The organism is Bombilactobacillus bombi, from assembly GCF_003522965.1.
GTDB classification, from domain to species: domain Bacteria; phylum Bacillota; class Bacilli; order Lactobacillales; family Lactobacillaceae; genus Bombilactobacillus; species Bombilactobacillus bombi.
This window is the reverse complement of sequence record NZ_CP031513.1, coordinates 116210-135706: the sequence shown is the minus strand read 5'-3', so window position 1 is coordinate 135706 and position 19497 is coordinate 116210. Positions and strand designations below refer to the sequence as shown.

The 19497-nt window shown below is 37.4% G+C and carries 35 protein-coding genes; 2 read left to right on the top strand and 33 right to left on the bottom strand.

Annotation, left to right across the window (positions count from 1 at the left end; translation table 11 throughout):
* Positions 1 to 10: 10 nt before the first annotated feature.
* Positions 11 to 667: an endonuclease III domain-containing protein gene (locus DS830_RS00675; RefSeq protein ID WP_118907909.1), complete on the top strand. Its 657-nt coding sequence runs from the start codon at positions 11 to 13 to the stop codon at positions 665 to 667.
* Between the two features lie 101 nt (positions 668 to 768).
* Here the strand turns inward: DS830_RS00675 and rplQ are convergent, their stop codons facing one another.
* The 32 genes from rplQ to rpsL form a co-directional block, all read right to left on the bottom strand.
* A complete protein-coding gene (gene rplQ / locus DS830_RS00670) occupies positions 769 to 1149 on the bottom strand; it encodes a 50S ribosomal protein L17 (RefSeq protein ID WP_118899450.1) in 381 nt (126 codons plus the stop codon).
* Between the two features lie 21 nt (positions 1150 to 1170).
* Positions 1171 to 2106, bottom strand: coding sequence for a DNA-directed RNA polymerase subunit alpha (locus DS830_RS00665; protein ID WP_118907908.1), 936 nt, complete (start codon positions 2104 to 2106; stop codon positions 1171 to 1173).
* 69 nt (positions 2107 to 2175) lie between these two features.
* Complete coding sequence (rpsK, locus tag DS830_RS00660; RefSeq protein WP_118899454.1) at positions 2176 to 2565, bottom strand: 30S ribosomal protein S11; 390 nt, start codon at positions 2563 to 2565, stop codon at positions 2176 to 2178.
* A 21-nt stretch (positions 2566 to 2586) separates the two neighbouring features.
* Complete coding sequence (rpsM, locus tag DS830_RS00655) at positions 2587 to 2952, bottom strand: 30S ribosomal protein S13 (RefSeq protein ID WP_118899456.1); 366 nt, start codon at positions 2950 to 2952, stop codon at positions 2587 to 2589.
* 20 nt (positions 2953 to 2972) lie between these two features.
* A complete protein-coding gene (rpmJ, locus tag DS830_RS00650; protein WP_045922249.1) occupies positions 2973 to 3089 on the bottom strand; it encodes a 50S ribosomal protein L36 in 117 nt (38 codons plus the stop codon).
* Positions 3090 to 3140: 51 nt separating this feature from the next.
* The gene (gene infA / locus DS830_RS00645) at positions 3141 to 3359 is read right to left on the bottom strand and encodes a translation initiation factor IF-1 (RefSeq protein WP_045922248.1); all 219 of its coding nucleotides are present in this window, start codon (positions 3357 to 3359) and stop codon (positions 3141 to 3143) included.
* A 111-nt stretch (positions 3360 to 3470) separates the two neighbouring features.
* Positions 3471 to 4127: an adenylate kinase gene (locus DS830_RS00640; protein ID WP_118899458.1), complete on the bottom strand. Its 657-nt coding sequence runs from the start codon at positions 4125 to 4127 to the stop codon at positions 3471 to 3473.
* 18 nt (positions 4128 to 4145) lie between these two features.
* Entirely contained in the window at positions 4146 to 5441 is a 1296-nt protein-coding gene (gene secY / locus DS830_RS00635; protein ID WP_118907907.1) for a preprotein translocase subunit SecY, read from the bottom strand.
* Positions 5441 to 5881: a 50S ribosomal protein L15 gene (gene rplO / locus DS830_RS00630; protein WP_118899462.1), complete on the bottom strand. Its 441-nt coding sequence runs from the start codon at positions 5879 to 5881 to the stop codon at positions 5441 to 5443. The genes secY and rplO overlap by 1 nt, the downstream gene beginning before the upstream one ends.
* A gap of 22 nt (positions 5882 to 5903) precedes the next feature.
* Positions 5904 to 6089: a 50S ribosomal protein L30 gene (gene rpmD, locus DS830_RS00625; RefSeq protein WP_118899464.1), complete on the bottom strand. Its 186-nt coding sequence runs from the start codon at positions 6087 to 6089 to the stop codon at positions 5904 to 5906.
* Between the two features lie 11 nt (positions 6090 to 6100).
* On the bottom strand, positions 6101 to 6601 hold the full coding sequence (gene rpsE / locus DS830_RS00620) for a 30S ribosomal protein S5 (protein WP_118899466.1): 501 nt from the start codon (positions 6599 to 6601) through the stop codon (positions 6101 to 6103).
* An 18-nt stretch (positions 6602 to 6619) separates the two neighbouring features.
* On the bottom strand, positions 6620 to 6985 hold the full coding sequence (gene rplR / locus DS830_RS00615) for a 50S ribosomal protein L18 (RefSeq protein WP_118899468.1): 366 nt from the start codon (positions 6983 to 6985) through the stop codon (positions 6620 to 6622).
* A 27-nt stretch (positions 6986 to 7012) separates the two neighbouring features.
* Positions 7013 to 7549 (bottom strand): 50S ribosomal protein L6, encoded by a 537-nt coding sequence (rplF, locus tag DS830_RS00610; RefSeq protein ID WP_118899470.1) that lies wholly within the window; start codon positions 7547 to 7549, stop codon positions 7013 to 7015.
* Positions 7550 to 7579: 30 nt separating this feature from the next.
* The gene (gene rpsH / locus DS830_RS00605) at positions 7580 to 7978 is read right to left on the bottom strand and encodes a 30S ribosomal protein S8 (protein ID WP_118899471.1); all 399 of its coding nucleotides are present in this window, start codon (positions 7976 to 7978) and stop codon (positions 7580 to 7582) included.
* Positions 7979 to 8003: 25 nt separating this feature from the next.
* Positions 8004 to 8189 carry a type Z 30S ribosomal protein S14 gene (locus tag DS830_RS00600; protein ID WP_118907906.1) on the bottom strand — a complete coding sequence of 62 codons (186 nt, stop codon included), beginning with the start codon at positions 8187 to 8189 and terminating at the stop codon, positions 8004 to 8006.
* 17 nt (positions 8190 to 8206) lie between these two features.
* Positions 8207 to 8749, bottom strand: a complete 543-nt coding sequence (gene rplE / locus DS830_RS00595; RefSeq protein WP_118899475.1) for a 50S ribosomal protein L5 — start codon at positions 8747 to 8749, stop codon at positions 8207 to 8209.
* A gap of 25 nt (positions 8750 to 8774) precedes the next feature.
* Positions 8775 to 9041 (bottom strand): 50S ribosomal protein L24, encoded by a 267-nt coding sequence (gene rplX, locus DS830_RS00590; RefSeq protein ID WP_118899477.1) that lies wholly within the window; start codon positions 9039 to 9041, stop codon positions 8775 to 8777.
* Between the two features lie 32 nt (positions 9042 to 9073).
* Positions 9074 to 9442, bottom strand: a complete 369-nt coding sequence (gene rplN / locus DS830_RS00585; protein WP_118899478.1) for a 50S ribosomal protein L14 — start codon at positions 9440 to 9442, stop codon at positions 9074 to 9076.
* A 39-nt stretch (positions 9443 to 9481) separates the two neighbouring features.
* Positions 9482 to 9757: a 30S ribosomal protein S17 gene (gene rpsQ, locus DS830_RS00580; RefSeq protein ID WP_118899480.1), complete on the bottom strand. Its 276-nt coding sequence runs from the start codon at positions 9755 to 9757 to the stop codon at positions 9482 to 9484.
* Between the two features lie 18 nt (positions 9758 to 9775).
* Positions 9776 to 9973 (bottom strand): 50S ribosomal protein L29, encoded by a 198-nt coding sequence (rpmC, locus tag DS830_RS00575; protein ID WP_045922236.1) that lies wholly within the window; start codon positions 9971 to 9973, stop codon positions 9776 to 9778.
* Positions 9963 to 10397: a 50S ribosomal protein L16 gene (gene rplP, locus DS830_RS00570; RefSeq protein ID WP_118899481.1), complete on the bottom strand. Its 435-nt coding sequence runs from the start codon at positions 10395 to 10397 to the stop codon at positions 9963 to 9965. The genes rpmC and rplP overlap by 11 nt, the downstream gene beginning before the upstream one ends.
* Positions 10398 to 10400: 3 nt before the next feature.
* Positions 10401 to 11084 carry a 30S ribosomal protein S3 gene (gene rpsC, locus DS830_RS00565; protein ID WP_118907905.1) on the bottom strand — a complete coding sequence of 228 codons (684 nt, stop codon included), beginning with the start codon at positions 11082 to 11084 and terminating at the stop codon, positions 10401 to 10403.
* Between the two features lie 21 nt (positions 11085 to 11105).
* Positions 11106 to 11456 (bottom strand): 50S ribosomal protein L22, encoded by a 351-nt coding sequence (gene rplV / locus DS830_RS00560; protein ID WP_118899485.1) that lies wholly within the window; start codon positions 11454 to 11456, stop codon positions 11106 to 11108.
* A gap of 17 nt (positions 11457 to 11473) precedes the next feature.
* Positions 11474 to 11752: a 30S ribosomal protein S19 gene (rpsS, locus tag DS830_RS00555; protein ID WP_118899486.1), complete on the bottom strand. Its 279-nt coding sequence runs from the start codon at positions 11750 to 11752 to the stop codon at positions 11474 to 11476.
* A 36-nt stretch (positions 11753 to 11788) separates the two neighbouring features.
* Entirely contained in the window at positions 11789 to 12628 is an 840-nt protein-coding gene (rplB, locus tag DS830_RS00550) for a 50S ribosomal protein L2 (protein WP_118899488.1), read from the bottom strand.
* Between the two features lie 18 nt (positions 12629 to 12646).
* A complete protein-coding gene (gene rplW / locus DS830_RS00545) occupies positions 12647 to 12934 on the bottom strand; it encodes a 50S ribosomal protein L23 (RefSeq protein ID WP_118899490.1) in 288 nt (95 codons plus the stop codon).
* On the bottom strand, positions 12934 to 13557 hold the full coding sequence (rplD, locus tag DS830_RS00540; RefSeq protein WP_118907904.1) for a 50S ribosomal protein L4: 624 nt from the start codon (positions 13555 to 13557) through the stop codon (positions 12934 to 12936). The genes rplW and rplD overlap by 1 nt, the downstream gene beginning before the upstream one ends.
* An 18-nt stretch (positions 13558 to 13575) precedes the next feature.
* Positions 13576 to 14277: a 50S ribosomal protein L3 gene (gene rplC, locus DS830_RS00535; protein WP_118899493.1), complete on the bottom strand. Its 702-nt coding sequence runs from the start codon at positions 14275 to 14277 to the stop codon at positions 13576 to 13578.
* Positions 14278 to 14319: 42 nt separating this feature from the next.
* On the bottom strand, positions 14320 to 14628 hold the full coding sequence (gene rpsJ / locus DS830_RS00530; RefSeq protein ID WP_147369726.1) for a 30S ribosomal protein S10: 309 nt from the start codon (positions 14626 to 14628) through the stop codon (positions 14320 to 14322).
* 374 nt (positions 14629 to 15002) lie between these two features.
* Positions 15003 to 17096: an elongation factor G gene (gene fusA / locus DS830_RS00525; RefSeq protein ID WP_118899497.1), complete on the bottom strand. Its 2094-nt coding sequence runs from the start codon at positions 17094 to 17096 to the stop codon at positions 15003 to 15005.
* A 36-nt stretch (positions 17097 to 17132) separates the two neighbouring features.
* On the bottom strand, positions 17133 to 17603 hold the full coding sequence (gene rpsG, locus DS830_RS00520; protein ID WP_118899499.1) for a 30S ribosomal protein S7: 471 nt from the start codon (positions 17601 to 17603) through the stop codon (positions 17133 to 17135).
* A 37-nt stretch (positions 17604 to 17640) separates the two neighbouring features.
* On the bottom strand, positions 17641 to 18054 hold the full coding sequence (gene rpsL, locus DS830_RS00515; RefSeq protein ID WP_118899500.1) for a 30S ribosomal protein S12: 414 nt from the start codon (positions 18052 to 18054) through the stop codon (positions 17641 to 17643).
* A 220-nt stretch (positions 18055 to 18274) separates the two neighbouring features.
* On the opposite strand from rpsL, the gene DS830_RS00510 reads away from it, so the two are divergent.
* Positions 18275 to 18973, top strand: coding sequence for a prepilin peptidase (locus DS830_RS00510; RefSeq protein WP_162887462.1), 699 nt, complete (start codon positions 18275 to 18277; stop codon positions 18971 to 18973).
* Here the strand turns inward: DS830_RS00510 and msrA are convergent.
* Positions 18949 to 19485: a peptide-methionine (S)-S-oxide reductase MsrA gene (msrA, locus tag DS830_RS00505; RefSeq protein WP_118899504.1), complete on the bottom strand. Its 537-nt coding sequence runs from the start codon at positions 19483 to 19485 to the stop codon at positions 18949 to 18951. The two genes, DS830_RS00510 and msrA, sit on opposite strands and share 25 nt — an antisense overlap.
* Positions 19486 to 19497: the final 12 nt, after the last annotated feature.

Here is a 19497-nt window from a genome sequence, read left to right as displayed (position 1 = left end):
GAGTATTTAAATGTCTATATTTGATCCAATCACCATCTTAACTCAAATATATCAATCAGAAATTAATAATTGGTGGATATATCCCAATCCCAACCGCATGCTCGTAGAATCGATTCTCATTCAACAAACTACCAGCAAAAATGTTATGAAAGCTAGCGCTCAGCTTCAAGCATTAGGAATCTTTAAAGCACCTTATAATCAAACTTGGTGGCGCATTAGACAATTGAATACAAGTGAACTCGAACAAGCAATTTATTCTAGTGGATTTTATCGCATTAAGGCCAAGCGAATACAAAATTTTGCAGATTGGATAATAAAATATGATTGTGATTTTAATCAAATCAAAAAATTACCCTTATCACAACTACGTCAAGAATTAAATGCAATTAATGGTATCGGTCCTGAAACTGCTGATGTCATGATTTTATACGCCTTTGAACAACCCGTTTTTATTCCTGATACTTATTGTTTGAGACTATATCAACAATTAAAAATATTACCATCTAAAATCACTTACCGAACCGCGCAAAATTTTTTTGAAGGCCAGCCCGATATGACTTCGGATTATTTATTGGCACAACACTGGCATGCAGCAATTGATGAGTATGGTAAACATCCTCAAAAATTCCTCAATTCTAAATACAAAAAAATCATTCCCGAAAAGTAGCGCAAAAGCATTAGAGCTAGACTTAGCTGTTAACCAACATCGTTACGCTCACTACAAATCGAAAGAATGATATTTAAATAGCTATTTAAAATAATCAAAAATTATACTAATTCAATTATTGCCATTGGAGCAGCATCTCCACGTCTTGGAGCTGTCTTAAGAATACGTGTATATCCACCTTCGCGTTCTTTATAACGAGGTGCAATATCACTAAACAGCTTTTGTAAAGCTGATTGAATAACTACTGCATCATCTTCTTCGCTAATATTAGCAACTTCATTACGAACATAGCGAGCAGCTAAACGACGTGAATGCAAGTCCCCACGCTTAGCTAAAGTGATCATTTTTTCAGCAGTTCTTCTTACTTCCTTAGCCCGTGTTTCAGTGGTAACAATCCGTTCATGAATAAAAAGATCGGTTGTTAAGTCACGTAACATTGCTTTACGGATATCAGAAGCGCGTCCTAGCTTACGATAACTCATTGTTTTGCCTCCTTATTACACTTAATCATCTTGACGTAGTGAAAGACCTAGTTTGTCTAATTTTTCTTTGACTTCTTCTAACGACTTACGTCCGAGGTTTCTCACTTTCATCATATCTGATTCAGTTTTATCAGTTAATTCTTGAACTGTATTAATACCAGCCCGCTTCAAACAATTATATGAACGTACAGATAAATCTAGTTCCTCGATGGTCATCTCAAGCTTCTTCTCTTTGCGAGTTTCTTCTTTTTCGATCATCATATCCGCATTTTTAGCTTCATCAGTTAACTCAACAAAAATAGTTAAATGCTCAGTCAAAACTTTTGCCGCTAAACTAATTGCTTCACGTGGGTCAATTGAGCCATTGGTCCAAACGTCCAGAGTTAATTTATCGAAATCGTTACGTTTCCCTACTCGAGTATGTTCAACTTGATAGTTGACACGAGAAACGGGGGTAAAAATTGAATCTACAGGTAAAACACCAATTGGGGTATCATCATTTTTGTTTTGTTCTGCAGGTGTATAGCCACGACCAGTTTTAACAGTCATTTGCATATGAAAATGACCACCATCTGCAACAGAACAAATATACTGATCAGGATCTAGAATTTCTAAATCAGCATCTGTTTCAATATCTGCGGCAGTAACTTGCTTAGGACCATCAACATTAATTTCAACTATTTTTTTATCTGTGTGTAACTTTAATGAAAGTTTCTTAACATTTAAAACAATTTCAGTTACATCTTCTAAGACACCGTCAATAGTTGAAAATTCATGTAAAACACCATCAATCTGAATATCAGAAACTGCTGTTCCTGGAAGAGATGATAACAAAACGCGGCGTAATGAATTGCCTAAAGTGGTGCCATAACCACGTTCGAGTGGTTCGATGACATACTTGCCATAATTATCTGATTCATCAATTTTTGTGATAACCGGTTTTTCGAATTCAATCATTATTTATGTTTTGCCCCTTTCAACAACGATTTTTAGCAACAAAAAAAATTTCTCTGCTCAAGGTCAAAACTATACTCTACGACGCTTTGGAGGACGTGATCCATTATGTGGCACTGGAGTAACATCTCTAATAGCGGTAACTTCTAAACCAGTTGTTTGTAAGGAACGAATAGCAGCTTCACGACCAGAACCAGGCCCTTTAACAGCAACTTCAACTGTTTTCATACCTTGTTCCATTGATTCCTTTGCAGCTGCTTCACCAGCCATTTGTGCTGCAAATGGTGTTGACTTACGGCTTCCTTTAAAACCTAATGCTCCAGCCGAAGACCAGGAAATTGCATTTCCATGAACATCAGTGATCATTACAATTGTATTGTTGAAAGTAGAATGAATATGAGCAATTCCAGCTTCAACATGTTTCTTAACACGACGCTTACGCGTTGTCTTCTTGTTTGCCATGTGCTTACCTCCTATCTCTAACTATTTCTTTTTACCAGCGATGCTAGTTTTTTTGCCCTTACGTGTACGAGCGTTGTTTTTGGTATTTTGTCCACGAACTGGTAAACCACGACGATGACGCATGCCTCGATAAGAACCAATTTCTTGTAGACGTTTAATATTCATGCTAATTTCACGGCGTAAGTCACCTTCAACTTTGACGCTGTCAACTTCTGCACGAATTTTTTCTTCTTGATCTGGTGTCAAATCACGTGTACGAACATCTTCGGATACACCGGCATTTTGCAAAATTTTCTGTGCAGTTGTGTTGCCAATGCCATAAATGTAGGTAAGCGCAATAACAATTCGTTTATCACGAGGTAAGTCTACACCTGCAATACGTGCCATATGTTATTAACCTCCTTTTATTAACCTTGTCTTTGTTTATGTTTTGGATCAGCTGAACATATAATCATTACGCGACCCTTGCGTTTAATAACTTTGCAATGTTCACACATTGGTTTAACTGATGGTCTTACTTTCATATTAAATCCTCCCATCTATAAATGACGGATCTCTTTTTTGTACTAACACTATTATCTGAAACGGTAAGTGATACGTCCCTTAGTCAAATCATATGGTGACAATTCAACAGTAACTTTATCACCAGGCAAAATACGAATATAATGCATTCTAATCTTTCCCGAAACATGTGCCAATATTGTCGCACCATTTTCTAATTTAACTTTGAACATTGCATTTGGCAAAGTATCAGAAACAGTTCCCTCAACTTCGATTACATCATCTTTAGCCAAAAAAGTATCCTCCTCCTCGTTTCCCTCTGAACACAAAAATAGTGAGAGCGTGGCACTCACTAGTAAATTCACCAGCTGAGTATACCATACAAATACAAGTATTGCCAAGCATTAATTAATTTCACTTAAAAAAGCATCAATTTGAGCGAATACTTGGTCAATTTCTTGCGCACCATCGACTCGTTTTAAAACTCCAGCCTTTTGATAATAATCAATTAATGGAGTATTCATTTTAATATTTACATCTAAGCGATTTTTAACAGTTTTTGGTTGATCATCTTCACGTTGATAAAAATCGTGGCTACCACAACGATCACAAGTATCTTTAACTTTGGGTGGATTATAAAGCTTATGATAAGTAGCTCCACATTTTCGACAAATGAAACGACCAGACAAACGTTCAACCAATAATTTGGGATCTACATCAATATCAATCACAGCATCAAGCTTTTTATTCAAACTAGCGTTAATCTGGTCCAAAGCCTCAGCTTGAGCTAAATTCCGTGGGAAACCATCTAACATATATCCTGCTTCATTAACATCTGATTGTGCCAAGCGTTCTTGAACAATTTGATTAGTAACTTCATCAGGTACCAATTCTCCTTGATCAATAAATGACTTAGCTTTTAACCCGACTGCAGTTTTGTTAGCCATAGCTTCCCGAAACATATCTCCCGTAGATATATGAATGACATGGTATTTATCAACAATTTTTTCTGCTTGAGTGCCTTTACCAGCACCAGGTAATCCCATAAGCATTAAATTCATTATGCTATCTCCTTATTACTAACGAATAAAGCCAACATATTCACGCTTCATTAATAATCCTTCTAATTGTCTATTTGCTTCAATTGCAACCCCAACAACAATTAATAAACTAGTACCACCTAAGCCAATTGACTGTGGTAAACCAAATATATTAGTTGCTAACTGTGGCAGTAAGGCAATCAAACCTAAAAATACTGATCCGACAGTAGACAAACGCAATAATAACCCTGAAACATATTTAACTGTTTCATTTCCTGGCCAAATCCCAGGAATATAGGCACCTTGTTTTTGCAAGTTTTCAGATAATTTCTCTGGATTAACTTGAACAAATGCATAAAAGAAGGTAAATAGAACAATTAAAACCGTGTATACAATTGCGCCCGTAGTTGTTTGCAAACTAAAAATATTTTGCAAAACTTGGAACCAAGTATCTCCACCATGAGATTTTTGAAAGGCCATTAAAATCGTAGAAGGTGTGACAATTAGTGAACTCGCAAAAATAACAGGAATAACACCAGCAACATTAACCTTTAGTGGAAGATAACTTTCAGAACCACCGCTAGTTGCCCGTCTAGTATATTGGATAGGCACCTTTCGATTAGCTTGCTGTACATAGGTAGTAAACTGAGTAACTAATAAAATAAGCACTAGAATAATAACAATGAATAAAATATTAATCAAAAGTTCGCTGCCTTTAGCACTTATAATTTGCTCATGAACTAACTGGTATAACCCATGAGGCAATCGGGCTACAATTCCGGCAAAAATAATCATTGATACACCATTACCGATACCCTTATCAGTAATTTGTTCACCCATCCAAGTAAGCAACATTGATCCACCGGTCATAATAATTCCCAAAGTAATGAATGTTTGTACACTCGGTTTTGAAACTAATCCCATACCACTAAGGGCATTAAATCCAGCCGTAATACCAATTGATTGAATAAAAGCCAAAACAATTGTTAAATAACGTGTCACTTGATTTAACTTACGCCGCCCGACTTCACCTTGTTTGCTCCACTCAACAAATTTAGGAACAATGTCAGTCTGTAAAAGTTGGATAACAATCTGTGCAGTAATGTAGGGCGAAACTCCCATGGAGAATATGGAATAGTTAGATAAACCACCACCACTAACAGTGTCTAATAATGGAATTAATCCGGTTGAACTAAGCTTTTCCATCGCAGAAATATTAATACCCGGAACGGCAATTTGTGCTCCCAAACGATAAATCGCTAAAATAAACAACGTAAAAAAGATTTTTTTTCGTATTTCTTTGACTTTGAGAGCATTTTTTAGTGTTCCTAGCATTAAATCACCTCGATTGTTCCACCTGCAGCTTCAACTGCCTCTTTTGCAGCTTTTGATACTTTATTTACTTTAATAGTTAATTTCTTCTTTAATTCACCATTAGCTAAAAGTTTAATACCAGAAAGTTCTTTCTTAATAACTCCAGCCTCAAGTAAGACGCGCGCATTAACTTCAGTACCAGCTCGAAATTGGTTCAAGTCATCTAAATTAACAATTGCATATTCTTTGCGGTTAATGTTATTAAAACCACGTTTAGGCATCCGACGGAATAAAGGCATTTGCCCACCTTCAAAACCAATACGAGTTTTACCACCACTACGTGCTAATTGACCCTTTTGACCACGACCAGCAGTCTTACCAAAGCCAGATGAAGTACCACGGCCCACACGTTTGCGTGAGTGACGAGATCCAGGACTTGTTTGTAATTCATGCAATTTCACTTTAAAGGCACCTCCTCTTTAATTATTTAACTTCTTCTACATCAACTAAATGAGCAATTTTTAAAACTGCACCACGAATTGCCGCATTGTCAGGTTTAACAACTGAACTATTTACTCGGCCAAGACCTAATTCTTTAGCAACCTTACGTTGAGCGGGAATTCGGTGTGCAACACTACGCTTTAAAGTAATTTTAATTTTATTAGCCATTGTGTGCTCTCCTAACCTTGTAATTCTTCAACTGAAATGCCACGTAAATTAGCAATTTCTTGAGATGTTTTCAATCTTGATAAGCCATCAATTGTTGCTCTTATCATATTAATAGGAGTGTTACGTCCCAATGACTTAGTAGTAATATCATCAATACCTGCTAATTCCATTACTGCACGAACTGAATCCCCAGCAGCAATACCAGAACCGGCTACAGCGGGTTTCAATAGTACACTACCAGCACCAAAGTTACCGATAATTTCGTGAGGAATAGTTGTACCAACTCGAGGAACTTCAATTAAATTCTTTTGAGCATTGTCAACGCCTTTACGAATAGCTTCAGGCACTTCTTGTGCTTTACCTGTACCTAAACCTACGTGTCCGTTTTTGTCACCAACAACAACAATCGCAGCAAAACGCATACGACGACCACCTTTAACAACCTTAGTAATACGGTTGATTGAAACCAAACGGTCTTCTAATTCTAATTGAGATGGATCAACAAAAGCCATAAGTCTTATTCCTCCTTTCTAAAATTTAAGTCCATTTTCACGGGCTGCTTCTGCTAAAGCTTGAACCCGACCATGATAGATGTAACCGCCACGATCAAAAACGACATTTTCCTTGCCTGCAGCTACTGCTCTTTGAGCAATTAACTTTCCAACTTCACTAGCTTGTTCAGTTTTGCTGCCAGCTTTAACTTCACTATCTAATGTTGAGGCACTTGCAAGCGTGACACCCGCTACGTCATCAATAACTTGAGCGTAGATGTTTTTATTAGAACGAAATACATTTAAGCGTGGGCGCTCAGCAGTACCAGAGATTTTGGAACGGACACGAGCATGACGCTTAGTACGTGTCTTATTTTTATCTGGTTTTGTAATCACAATTTTCACCTCATAAAATTAATCAGTTAACTGGTTTTATTTACCAGTCTTACCTTCTTTGCGACGAATATGTTCATCAACATACTTAATACCTTTACCTTTATAAGGTTCTGGTGGACGAACATCACGAATTTCAGCAGCAAATTGACCAACTTCTTGCTTACTAATGCCGCTGATGTTGATTTGTGTATTAGATGGAACATCAACAGTCAAACCTTCTGGTGTAACCATTTCTACTGGATTAGAATAGCCGACGTTTAAAACTAACTTTGTACCTTGCTTTTGAGCACGATAACCAACACCAACTAATTCTAAGCTCTTTTGGAATCCTTCATTAACACCAATAACCATATTATTGACATTAGCACGAGTAGTTCCGTGAATTGCTTTGTCATTTTCATTACTACGTTCAAACTTAAGTTGATTACCTTCTTGAGTAATCTTAATTTTAGGGCTTACTTGTCTGGTTAATTCACCTTTAGGTCCTTTAACAGTCACTGTATGTTTACTATCGTCTAACTTAACGGTAACATTTTCAGGCAAATCAATGAGTTTATTTCCAATACGACTCACGCTTGGCGCACCTCCTTATTATAATTTTGATTACCAAACGTACGCAATAACTTCGCCGCCGATATCCTTTGCCCGTGCTTCTTTATCAGTGATAACACCTTCAGAAGTAGAAAGAATAGCAATACCTAAGCCATTTAAGACTTTAGGAACAGCATCAGCTTTTACATAATTACGTAAACCAGGCTTAGAAATCTTCTTTAAACCTGAAATTACCCGTTCGTTATCTTTACTATATTTCAAGTAGATCTTAATTATACCTTGCTTATGATCTTCAGTAACTTCATAATCGCGAATAAAGCCTTCACGTTTGAGAATTTCTGAGATACTCTTCTTCATGTTAGAAGCAGGAACTTCTACTGAAGCATGACGTACCATGTTCGCGTTGCGAATACGGGTTAAGTAATCCGCAATTGGATCTGTCATAGACATTTGCTGACCTCCTATTTTTAAATTTTTACCAGCTAGCTTTTCTCATACCAGGAATTTGACCCTTATGTGCTAATTCACGAAGGCAAATACGGCAAAGTTTAAATTCGCGATAAACAGAACGTGGACGACCGCAGCGTTCGCAGCGTGTATAAGCTTGTGATGAAAACTTTGCTGGACGATGATTCCGAACAATTTGTGATTTCTTAGCCAATAGCTTGACCTCCTATTTTATTTAGCAAATGGCATTCCGATTTGAGTTAATAGTTCCTTTGATTCCTCATCGGTTGCAGCAGTTGTAACAATGACAACATCTAAACCGCGAACCTTGCTGACTTTATCATAATCAATTTCTGGGAAAATTAACTGTTCTTTGATACCTAAAGTGTAATTTCCACGACCATCAAAAGCACGTGCACTAACACCATGAAAATCACGCACACGAGGTAAAGAAACATTGATTAATTTATCTAAGAAGTCATACATTCTTTCACCACGTAAGGTAACTTTAGCACCAATAGCCATACCTTCACGCAAACGAAAACCAGCAATTGACTTTTTAGCTTTAGTAATTAAAGGTTTTTGTCCAGAAATAAGTGTTAATTCTTCGACTGCATTATCCAAATTTTTAGAATTTGAAACTGCATCACCAACACCCATGTTCAAAACAACTTTTTCAATATGAGGAACTTGCATTACTGATGAGTAATTAAACTTTTTAACTAAGCTCGGAACGATTTCTTCAACATATTTTGTGTGTAAAGCATTTTCCATATTCGTTAAGAACCTCCTCTCCTAATTATTTATCGGATTTTTCCGCAGATTTCTTAGTTGCAGCTTCTGTGGCTGCTTTAACAACTTTGACATTTGATGCATCGAGCGGAGCTTCAACATCCTTAATTCCACCATTAGGCTCTGTTTGTGAAGGCTTTTGGTGTTTCTTGATCATATTAACGCCCTTAACAGTTACCTTATTGGCTCTAGGAAAAGCTTGGATAACAGTACCAGTTTTACCTTTATCTTTTCCTGCAATGACTTGAACATTATCGCCGGTTTTGACAAACACTGTTCGAGCACCTCCTTTTAAAATTTCAAATTCTACAATACTTCTGGTGCTAATGACACAATCTTCATAAAGTCATTATCACGTAATTCACGGGCAACTGGTCCAAAAATACGTGTACCTTTAGGAGTCTTGTCTGCATTAATAATCACCGCAGCATTATCATCAAATCTAATATAAGAACCATCAGGACGATGAGAACGAGCTACTGTACGAACAATAACAGCTTTAACAACGTCACCTTTTTTGACAACGCCACCTGGTGTTGCTTGTTTGACAGTTGCAACAATTACGTCACCGACACTAGCAACTTTCCGGCCTGAACCGCCTAATACTTTAATTGTTAAGATTTCACGAGCACCTGAATTATCAGCTACTCGGAGACGACTTTCTTGTTGAATCAAAATCGGATCCTCCTCTCACAGTTTAATATGGTATTGAGATTAAACTCTAACACCCTTTTTGACAATTTCTAGTAGACGGAATCGTTTCAAACGGGACAACGGACGAGTTTCCATGATCCGAACAATATCGCCAACATTAGCTTCATTTTGATCATCTTGAGCATAAAATTTCTTCGAGTATCTGAAGCGTTTGCCATAAACAGGATGTGTCTTATAAGTTTCAACTACAACAGTGATAGTCTTATCCATTTTGTCGGAAACAACACGTCCTTGATATACCTTACGATGGTTACGAGTACTACCTGTTTCGCTCAATTAATTTCGCTCCTTTCGTTATTTACTCTCTAATTCCTGCTGATGCAATACTGTCTTAATGCGGGCAATATTTTTCCGAACTTTTTTAATTCTTGCTGTATTTTCCAATTGGCCAGTAGCTTGTTGAAAATGAAGATTAAAGAGTTCTTCTTTGTATTGCTTTTCTTTATCATGCATTTGAGCAGTGGTTAATTGTCTAATTTCACTAGTTTTCATCAGATTCGCCACCTACTTCCTCACGCTTAACAAACTTAGTTTTAATTGGTAGTTTGTTGGATGCAAGTCTTAATGCCTCACGAGCAACTTCTTCGGAAACGCCACCGACTTCAAACATAACTTTTTCACGTTTAACAGCAGCAACCCATCCAGCAGGTGCACCTTTACCAGAACCCATCCGGACCCCAACACCTTTAGCAGTATAGGATTTGTGAGGAAAAATCTTGATCCAAACTTTACCGCCACGTTTCATATAACGTGTCATAGCAACACGGGCAGCTTCAATTTGACGGTTAGAAATCCAATGGGACTCTACGGCTTGCAAACCATATTCTCCAAATGTAACTTCACGTCCACCCTTAGCTGCACCACGCATTTTACCACGAAATTCACGACGGTGTTTTACACGCTTAGGTACTAACATCGATTAGTTTCCTCCTTTCGCTCCATTATTGTTGTGATGATTATTTGTCTTTGGCTTGTCAGGTAATACTTCGCCTCGATAAATCCAAGTTTTTACACCTAAATTACCATAAGTTGTAGCTGCTTCTACCCAAGCATAGTCAATATCAGCACGCAATGTATGCAAAGGAACTGTACCTTCAGTATGCCATTCAACACGGGCCATATCTGCACCATTTAAACGACCAGAAATTTGAGTTTTAATTCCTTTAGCACCTGCACGCATTGAACGCTGTGTTGCTTGACGTTGAACACGACGAAAGGCAATACGAGCTTCCAATTGCCGAGCCATGCTTTCACCAACTAATTTAGCATCTAAATCAGGCTTTTTAATTTCAACAATATTAATATGAATGTTTTTACCAGTTAAGGCATTAATTTCTTTACGTAATTTTTCAACTTCAGATCCACCTTTACCAATAACCATTCCTGGCTTAGCAGTATGAATCGAAACGTTGATTTTTTTAGCAGCACGTTCAATTTCAATGCGAGAAACTGAGGCGTTATCTAATCTTTTTTCAATAAAACGACGGATTTTGATATCTTCAAGTAAAAATTTAGAAAAATCTTTCTTGTCAGCATACCATTTAGAATCCCAATCACGGACGATTCCAAGACGAAATCCGATAGGATTAATTTTTTGACCCACGTTTTTCCCTCCTTATTAAGTTTATTCTTCTTCTGATACGACAACCGTAATATGGCTGGTCCGCTTATTGATTGGTGATGCTGAACCTTTAGCCCGTGGACGAAAACGTTTCAAAGTTGGTCCTTCATTGACGTATGCTTCACTAACTACTAAACTTTGAGCATCTAAATCATAATTATGCTCAGCATTAGCAATTGCTGACTTTAATACTTTAGCAACGATTGGTGAGCCAGCTCGTGGTGTAAATTGTAAAATTGCCATAGCTTCAGCAGCACTCTTGCCTTTAATAAGCTCTAGCACAAGGCGAGCCTTACGAGGCGCAATACGAACTGTCTTAGCAGTAGCTGTTGCACTGGTGATTTGTTCTGCCATCGTTTAACCTCTCCTTTCTATGCTCCAGTCTTCTTATCATCTTTTCCATGGCCATGAAATGTTCTTGTAGGAACGAATTCACCCAATTTATGGCCGACCATGTCTTCTTGAATATAAACAGGGACGTGCTTTCTTCCGTTATAAACAGCAATCGTGTAACCTACAAAGCTTGGAAAAATAGTAGAACGACGTGACCAAGTTTTAATAACTGACTTTTTTTCCCGATCTGCTTGTGCTTCAATCTTTTTCATCAAATGAGCATCAGCAAATGGTCCCTTTTTCAAACTACGACTCATCAGACAACCTCCCTTTTTTGTTATCTCTTACAAAAATTATTTTCTCTTATTCTTACGATGACGTACGATAAACTTCTCAGATTGAGCACGTTTTGAACGTGTCTTCTTACCAAGAGTTTTCTTACCCCAAGGTGAAAGTGGAGATGGATGTCCGACTGGTGCTTTACCTTCACCACCACCGTGTGGGTGATCGTTAGGGTTCATTACGGAACCACGAACAGTAGGACGAATGCCCATCCAGCGCTTGCGACCGGCTTTACCAATGTTGATAAGTTCATGTTGTTCATTACCAACTGCACCAATAGTTGCTCTTGCAGCAGATAAGATCATCCGTACTTCACCAGAAGCCAAACGAATCAAAGTATACTTGCCATCACGACCCAAAACTTGTGCAGAAGTTCCAGCAGAACGAACTAACTGACCACCTTTACCAGGTTTCATTTCAATATTATGAATAACTGTACCAACAGGAATGTTTTCTAATGGTAAAGCATTTCCAACCTTAATATCTGCATGTACACCTGATTGAACCTTTTGTCCAACTTCTAAGCCTTTAGGAGCTAAAATGTATGCTTTAACCCCATCATCGTAATGCAATAATGCAATATTAGCAGAACGATTAGGATCATATTCGATTGATTTAACAGTAGCAACAACATCGTCTTTATTACGTTTAAAGTCAATAACACGATATTTTTGCTTATGACCGCCACCACGATGACGTACAGTAATATGTCCGTAAGAATTACGACCCGCAATTCTATTTTGGGATTCAAGTAACGTTTTTTCAGGTTTTGTCTTTGTAATCTCGGCAAAATCCGAAGCGGTCATATTCCGGCGTCCGTTAGTAGTCGGTTTGTATTTAATAATACCCACGCTCTTTTACCTCCTATTTTATTCTTTATCGAAAATCTTAATTTCGTTAGAATCTTCGGTTAATTTAATAATTGCTTTGCGTCTTTTATTAGTTTTACCAATGTAGCGTCCAACACGTTTTTTCTTTGGTTTAACGTTCATGATGTTGACTTTAGCAACCTTAACATCAAATAATTCTTCGATGGCTTGGCGAACTTGAATCTTATTAGCATTAACTGCAACATCAAAAACGTACTTTTTGTCATCCATGTCAGCCATGGAAGCTTCAGTAATTACAGGACGTAAAATGATATCTTGTGCTGCCATTATCCAAGCGCCTCCTCAATTTTTGCCAATGCCTTTTGGGTGATAATCATTTGTTGATTATTAATTACATCCAAAACATTAACATTTTCAGCTGTGATAGCCTTAACTTTGTCAATATTGCGAGCTGATAAAATTGCATTGTCATTGCCAGCTTCTACAACTACTAAAGTACGACCATGAGCTTCTAATTTTTCCAATAATTGTTTAAATGTCTTTGTACTTGGCTTATCAAAGTTCAAATCATCAATAACGATCATTTCTTTGTCAGCCACTTTTTGTGATAAAACTGACTTCAATGCTAAGCGTGCAACTTTGCGTGGCAACTTATAAGCATATGATCTTGGCGTTGGTCCAAAAACAATACCACCACCACGCCATTGTGGAGAACGAATAGAACCTTGACGAGCACGTCCAGTTCCTTTTTGACGCCATGGTTTACGACCACCACCACGAACAGCAGAACGATTTTTAACAGCGTGAGTTCCACGACGTAAAGATGCTTGTTGCATAATTACAGCATCAGTAATCACATAATTATTTGGTTCAATGCCAAAAATTTCGTCTTTAACTTCTGTTGAACCATTTTTTGTACCTGATTGTTGATATACATCTAATTGTGCCATTGATTATTACCTCCTTTCTTATTTTTCTGCAGATTCAGCTTCTTCAGAAGCTTTGTTATCTGAAATTAAAGTACCGATATTCTTCTTACCTTTGATACCCTTAACGGTTGTTTGAATCTTTACTAAAGTCTTGTTAGCACCTGGAACATTACCACGAATCATTAATAAGTTGTTTTCGGTATCAACTTTAACAATTACAAGATTTTGAGTAGTAACTTGGTCGCCACCCATACGTCCTGGTAACATTTTTCCTTTAAATACCCGGTTAATAATTGAACCCATTGAACCAGGAATTCGGTGATAACGGGAACCGTGAGTTTCAGGACCACGAGATTGACCAAAGCGTTTAATATTACCTTGGAAACCATGTCCCTTAGTGATACCTGTGACATCAACAACATCGCCACTTGTAAATGTATCAACTTTCACTTCACTGCCGACCTTATAATCTTCCAAATTAACATCACGAAATTCGCGAAGATAATGTTTGGGAGTTGTGTCGGCTTTTTTTGCATGACCTTGTTGAGGCTTGTTTGTTAAGATTTCGCGACGATCTTCAAAGCCTAATTGTACAGCTTCATAACCATCGTTTTCTTTGGTTTTAAGTTGCATAACAACGTTAGGTGTTGCTTGAATAACAGTTACGGGAATTAATTCACCTTTATCTGTGAACAGCTGAGTCATTCCAACTTTTTTACCAAGAATTCCTTTTCTGGTCATGAGTACACCTCCATTAATTGATTTTAAATATTAAAAGTTAAATTATAATTTGATTTCGATATCAACACCACTTGGAAGATCAAGCTTCATCAAAGAATCAACTGTCTTTGGTGATGGATTAACGATATCAATCAAGCGCTTATGCGTACGAATCTCAAATTGTTCACGTGCGTCTTTATGTTTATGTGGTGAACTAATCACTGTATATAATGCACGTTCTGTTGGTAAAGGAATTGGTCCAGAAATTTCTGCCCCAGTTCTCTTTGCGGTTTCAACAATCTTGTCAGCTGATTGATCAATAATCCGGTGTTCGTAAGCTTTAAGCCGAATACGAATCTTTTGACTTGCCATGGAATTCCCTCCTTCTTGCATCTTTTTAAGATACGGGCTCTGCGAAAATTACCGACCGTCCTGTCGTGGCAAAGCGCCCGGGCGTGTCGCAACCTCTCGCTTCAACGCCGTTAATAACTTTCATTCTGAGGGTAAAGTTATCCCTTAGAAATTCAGCACTCTTACAATAATACACGGCCAAGCTCTTAATTTCAAGGCTTTTGGCAATATTTTTGTTAAATAATTTATGCTTTGAACCCATTAACTGATGTGAAACTTATTATTACTTGCTAATGAAAAATTATCTTATTTAGCATTTAAAAATGAACCGTAAATTTTGTATGTAAACTATCATTCAACTAAAAAACTGGATGTCAAAAGACATCCAGCTTTTCTTATTTAGCGTTACCGCCATTTTTCTTAATAATTTCTTCTTGGACGCTCTTAGGTGTCTTTTCATAATGATCAAAAGTCATTGTGAAAGTACCACGTCCTTGCGTTGCAGAACGCAAAGTAGTAGCATAACCAAACATTTCAGCAAGCGGTACGAAGGAATTAATTAACTGTGCATTACCACGTTCTTCCATACCTTCAATTCGACCACGACGAGCTGTTACTTGACCCATAACATCACCTAAGTAATCTTCCGGAGTAACAACTTCAACCTTCATGATTGGTTCCAAGATAACCGCACCAGCATCTTTAACTGCATTATGCAAAGCCATAGAAGCAGCAACTTTGAAGGCAGCTTCTGAAGAATCGACTTCATGATAAGAACCATCATAAAGTTTAGCTTTAATATCAATTAAAGGATAACCTGCTAAAACACCATTAGCCATTGCATCTTTTAATCCAGCTTCAACTGATGGAATATATTCACGCGGAACAACACCACCAACAATGGCATCTTCGAATTCAAACCCTTTACCTTCTTCATTAGGTTCAAATTCAATCCAAACATCACCGTATTGACCTTTACCACCTGACTGACGAACAAATTTACCTTCAGCAGAAGCTTTCTTAGTAAAGGTTTCCCGATAAGCAACTTGAGGTTCACCTACACGAGCGTCAACCTTGAATTCACGCCGCATCCGATCAACCATGATATCCAAATGCAATTCACCCATACCAGCAATCAAAGTTTCCCCAGTTTCTGGATTAGTTTCAGCTTGGAAAGTAGGATCTTCTTCAGCTAACTTTTGCAAAGCAACATCTAACTTATCACGATCTTCTTTGGACTTAGGTTCAATAGATACTTGGATAACTGGATCAGGTATTTCCATAGATTCCAAAATCAAAGGATGATCAGGATCGGTTAAAGAGTCACCAGTAGTTGTATTCTTGAGACCAATTGCAGCTGCAATATCACCAGAGAATACTTCTGGAATTTCTTTTCGGTGGTTAGAATGCATTTGTAGCAAACGACCAACACGTTCACGCTTGTCTTTAGTTGCATTCAAAACATAAGAACCTGATTCCAATGTTCCGGTATAAACCCGCAAATAAGTTAAACGACCAACAAATGGATCAGTAGCAATCTTAAATGCTAAACCAGCAAATGGCTTATTGTCGTCAGCTTTTAATTCAACTTCCTCACCAGATTCTGGATCAGTAGCATTATATGGACGAACATCTAAAGGTGAAGGTAAATAGTAAACAACAGCATCCATCAACATTTGAACACCCTTATTCTTAAAGGCAGAACCAGCCAAAACAGGGAATAATTTTAATTCAATTGTTGCTTTCCGGATTGCATCCCGAATTTCATCATTAGAAATTTCTTCGCCTTCGAGATATTTATCCATGATATTATCATCGACATCTGCTAAGGTTTCAACCATTTGTGCACGACGCTTTTCAGCTTCTTCTTTATATTCTTCAGGTACTTCAACAGTATCCCATTTAGAACCCAATTCATCTTCGTCGTACAAATCGGCTTTCATTTCAATTAAATCAATAACACCTTCAAATGCATCTTCAGCACCAATTGGCATTTGAATTGGTAATGGTAATGCATCTAGACGATCTTTAATGGTCTGTACAGAATAATCAAAGTCAGCACCAATTTTATCCATTTTATTAACGAAAACAATACGAGGAACATTATATGTTGTAGCTTGACGCCAAACATTTTCAGTTTGAGGTTCAACACCAGATTGACCGTCTAAGACAGTAATTGCACCATCTAAAACACGTAATGAACGTTCAACTTCAATAGTAAAGTCCACGTGTCCTGGAGTATCGATAATGTTGATTCGATGATCTTTCCATTGAGCTGTTGTTGCAGCTGATGTAATGGTAATACCACGCTCTTGTTCTTGAGCCATCCAATCCATTTGGGAAGCTCCATCATGAGTTTCACCAATTTTATGAATTTTACCAGTATAGTAAAGAATACGTTCAGTTGTTGTTGTTTTACCGGCATCAATATGGGCCATGATTCCGATATTACGTGTTTTTTCTAAGGGAAATTCACGTTTATTAGCCATTAGATAATAGTACTCCTCTCAATAATCAACCCTAAATTACCACCGATAATGTGCAAAAGCACGGTTAGCATCAGCCATCTTATGAGTGTCTTCACGCTTTTTAACGGCAGCACCGGTATTATTAGCAGCATCCATAATTTCAGCAGCTAGACGTTGATCCATTGTATGTTCACCCCGTAAACGAGCATAACTAACAATCCAACGTAAACCTAAAGTTGTCCGACGTTCTGGGCGAACTTCGATTGGCACTTGATAGTTGGAGCCACCAATCCGACGAGCTTTAACCTCTAAGACAGGCATAACGTTTTTCATTGCTTCATCAAAAACGTCTACTGGATCGTTACCGGTTTTTTCTTTAATAATATCAAAAGCATTATATAAAATTGTTGAAGCTTTGCCCCGCTTTCCATCAACCATCAAATGATTGATTAAACGAGTAACAAGTTTGGAATTATAAATTGGATCTGGCAAAACATCACGTTTTGTGACACTACCTTTTCTTGGCATGGATATCCTCCTCTAGAGTTGTTTTAATTATTTTAGATTATTTTTTAGGTTTCTTAGCGCCATACTTCGAGCGACCTTGCATCCGACCATCAACACCGGCAGTATCTAAAGCGCCACGAATAATATGATAACGAACACCAGGTAAATCTTTTACACGACCACCACGAATTAAAACAACACTATGTTCCTGAAGGTTGTGTCCAATACCAGGAATATATGCAGTAACTTCGATTAAGTTAGATAAACGAACACGAGCGTATTTACGCAAAGCAGAGTTTGGCTTTTTTGGTGTCATAGTTCCGACACGAGTAGCAACACCCCGTTTTTGTGGTGCAGGATTATCAGTAGTAATTTTTTTCATACTGTTATAGCCAAAGTTCAAAGCTGGTGAATCCGACTTTGTGGTTCTTGTTTTACGACCTTTACGTACCAATTGATTAATTGTTGGCATTCAAAGTTCCTCCTTAAATTTTAAGTACACACATCCAGGTGGTTCATTTTTTGGGAAATAAAAATACCACTGATGTGGTTCTTCGCTCATTACGGCAGCAAAATACCTCTAAAAAGCACAACTAATAGACTAACATCAACAAGCTAGCTTGTCAATATTATCTATTACAAATAAAAAATAATTTTTGATTTGCGGGTATTTATATAGCAGGGATGATAATTTGTTAATATTTAATATTCTACTAAGTATTTGCTTAGCGTCTTTTGGTGGCGTAATAGCTCTCAGATTACCTGCTAATGAGTCCTTTGTGAAGGGGCGTTCTCATTGCGATTATTGCTACCACCAATTAACTTGGTATCAGATAATTCCAATTATTAGTTATCTATATCTACAAGGAAAATGTGCCTATTGTCAGCACAGAATCCAGCCTACCATTTTTATTATTGAAATTATTGGATTAATCGCGGGTTTGGAAGCTAGTTTCCAACATCTTTATAATCCTTACATTCTAATATTCTTAATAATAACAGTTGCTGTTGCTGCAATGACTGATGTTTTATTCTTACACATTTGGCCAATTATATTATTACCTACAATTATTAGCACTGTAATTTGGCAGCCTCTAACTCTTATTGCTTGGAAATATTGGCTAGTATGGGCGATTATCTTAATACTGTTATTTATAGTTTTGCACGGCAAAATCGGCTTTGGTGATATTGAAGTTATGCTCTTGCTTGCCTTAGTATTAGGAATTAATCCGACATTAGAAATAGTGTTACTGGCAACTATTTTTATTATGATTTATTACGCTATCTATCAGTTCAACAATCATAAATTAACTGCAGTTGCATTTGTCCCCTTTTTATTGCTAGCATTGTTAATCCGTTTGGGAGCTTATTGCTTAGGATTTTGCCAATGAGTTGCAATAAAGTCTTGCCGGCCGCCAGCTTCTTCTAGTTGCATCCGATGTGGATCTTTACGATAAAATTGTTGATGTTCTTCTTCTGCAGGATAAAATGGTTGGGCAGCTTCAATTTGTGTCACGATTGGATCTGAAAAGCGACCACTATTTTCTAATTCTTGTTTAGAAGCTTCAGCAATTTGACGTTGAGTATCATCTTTAACAAAAATAACTGGTCGATAATTATCACCACGATCTTGAAATTGTCCCATAGCATCAGTAGGATCTGTTTGCTGCCAATAAATTTCTACTAATTGTTTATAAGAAATAATTTCTGGATCAAAAATTATTTTAACCGCTTCTGTATGTCCAGTTTCATGACGTGATACCTGTTCATAAGTGGGATTAGGAACAAAGCCGCCAGTATAACCGGAAATAACTTTTTTAATGCCTGCAAGTGTATCAAATGGCTTTACCATACACCAAAAACAACCACCTGCAAAAATTGCCGTTTCTTCTTGATTACTCATTGTCATTCCTCC

Excerpts from the sequence above, each read along its gene's own strand:
- DS830_RS00675 (WP_118907909.1), top strand. The coding sequence starts at position 11 with ATGTCTATATTTGATCCAATCACCATCTTAACTCAAATATATCAATCA.
- rplQ (WP_118899450.1), bottom strand. The coding sequence starts at position 1,149 with ATGAGTTATCGTAAGCTAGGACGCGCTTCTGATATCCGTAAAGCAATG.
- DS830_RS00665 (WP_118907908.1), bottom strand. The coding sequence starts at position 2,106 with ATGATTGAATTCGAAAAACCGGTTATCACAAAAATTGATGAATCAGAT.
- rpsK (WP_118899454.1), bottom strand. The coding sequence starts at position 2,565 with ATGGCAAACAAGAAGACAACGCGTAAGCGTCGTGTTAAGAAACATGTT.
- rpsM (WP_118899456.1), bottom strand. The coding sequence starts at position 2,952 with ATGGCACGTATTGCAGGTGTAGACTTACCTCGTGATAAACGAATTGTT.
- rpmJ (WP_045922249.1), bottom strand. The coding sequence starts at position 3,089 with ATGAAAGTAAGACCATCAGTTAAACCAATGTGTGAACATTGCAAAGTT.
- DS830_RS00640 (WP_118899458.1), bottom strand. The coding sequence starts at position 4,127 with ATGAATTTAATGCTTATGGGATTACCTGGTGCTGGTAAAGGCACTCAA.
- secY (WP_118907907.1), bottom strand. The coding sequence starts at position 5,441 with ATGCTAGGAACACTAAAAAATGCTCTCAAAGTCAAAGAAATACGAAAA.
- rpmD (WP_118899464.1), bottom strand. The coding sequence starts at position 6,089 with ATGGCTAATAAAATTAAAATTACTTTAAAGCGTAGTGTTGCACACCGA.
- rpsE (WP_118899466.1), bottom strand. The coding sequence starts at position 6,601 with ATGGCTTTTGTTGATCCATCTCAATTAGAATTAGAAGACCGTTTGGTT.
- rpsH (WP_118899471.1), bottom strand. The coding sequence starts at position 7,978 with ATGTCTATGACAGATCCAATTGCGGATTACTTAACCCGTATTCGCAAC.
- rplE (WP_118899475.1), bottom strand. The coding sequence starts at position 8,749 with ATGGAAAATGCTTTACACACAAAATATGTTGAAGAAATCGTTCCGAGC.
- rpmC (WP_045922236.1), bottom strand. The coding sequence starts at position 9,973 with ATGAAAACTAGTGAAATTAGACAATTAACCACTGCTCAAATGCATGAT.
- rplP (WP_118899481.1), bottom strand. The coding sequence starts at position 10,397 with ATGTTAGTACCTAAGCGTGTAAAACACCGTCGTGAATTTCGTGGTAAA.
- rplV (WP_118899485.1), bottom strand. The coding sequence starts at position 11,456 with ATGGCAGAACAAATCACCAGTGCAACAGCTACTGCTAAGACAGTTCGT.
- rpsS (WP_118899486.1), bottom strand. The coding sequence starts at position 11,752 with ATGAGTCGTAGTTTGAAAAAGGGACCATTTGCTGATGCTCATTTGATG.
- rplW (WP_118899490.1), bottom strand. The coding sequence starts at position 12,934 with ATGGCAGCACAAGATATCATTTTACGTCCTGTAATTACTGAAGCTTCC.
- rplD (WP_118907904.1), bottom strand. The coding sequence starts at position 13,557 with ATGGCACAATTAGATGTATATCAACAATCAGGTACAAAAAATGGTTCA.
- rplC (WP_118899493.1), bottom strand. The coding sequence starts at position 14,277 with ATGACCAGAAAAGGAATTCTTGGTAAAAAAGTTGGAATGACTCAGCTG.
- rpsJ (WP_147369726.1), bottom strand. The coding sequence starts at position 14,628 with ATGGCAAGTCAAAAGATTCGTATTCGGCTTAAAGCTTACGAACACCGG.
- fusA (WP_118899497.1), bottom strand. The coding sequence starts at position 17,096 with ATGGCTAATAAACGTGAATTTCCCTTAGAAAAAACACGTAATATCGGA.
- rpsG (WP_118899499.1), bottom strand. The coding sequence starts at position 17,603 with ATGCCAAGAAAAGGTAGTGTCACAAAACGTGATGTTTTGCCAGATCCA.
- rpsL (WP_118899500.1), bottom strand. The coding sequence starts at position 18,054 with ATGCCAACAATTAATCAATTGGTACGTAAAGGTCGTAAAACAAGAACC.
- msrA (WP_118899504.1), bottom strand. The coding sequence starts at position 19,485 with ATGAGTAATCAAGAAGAAACGGCAATTTTTGCAGGTGGTTGTTTTTGG.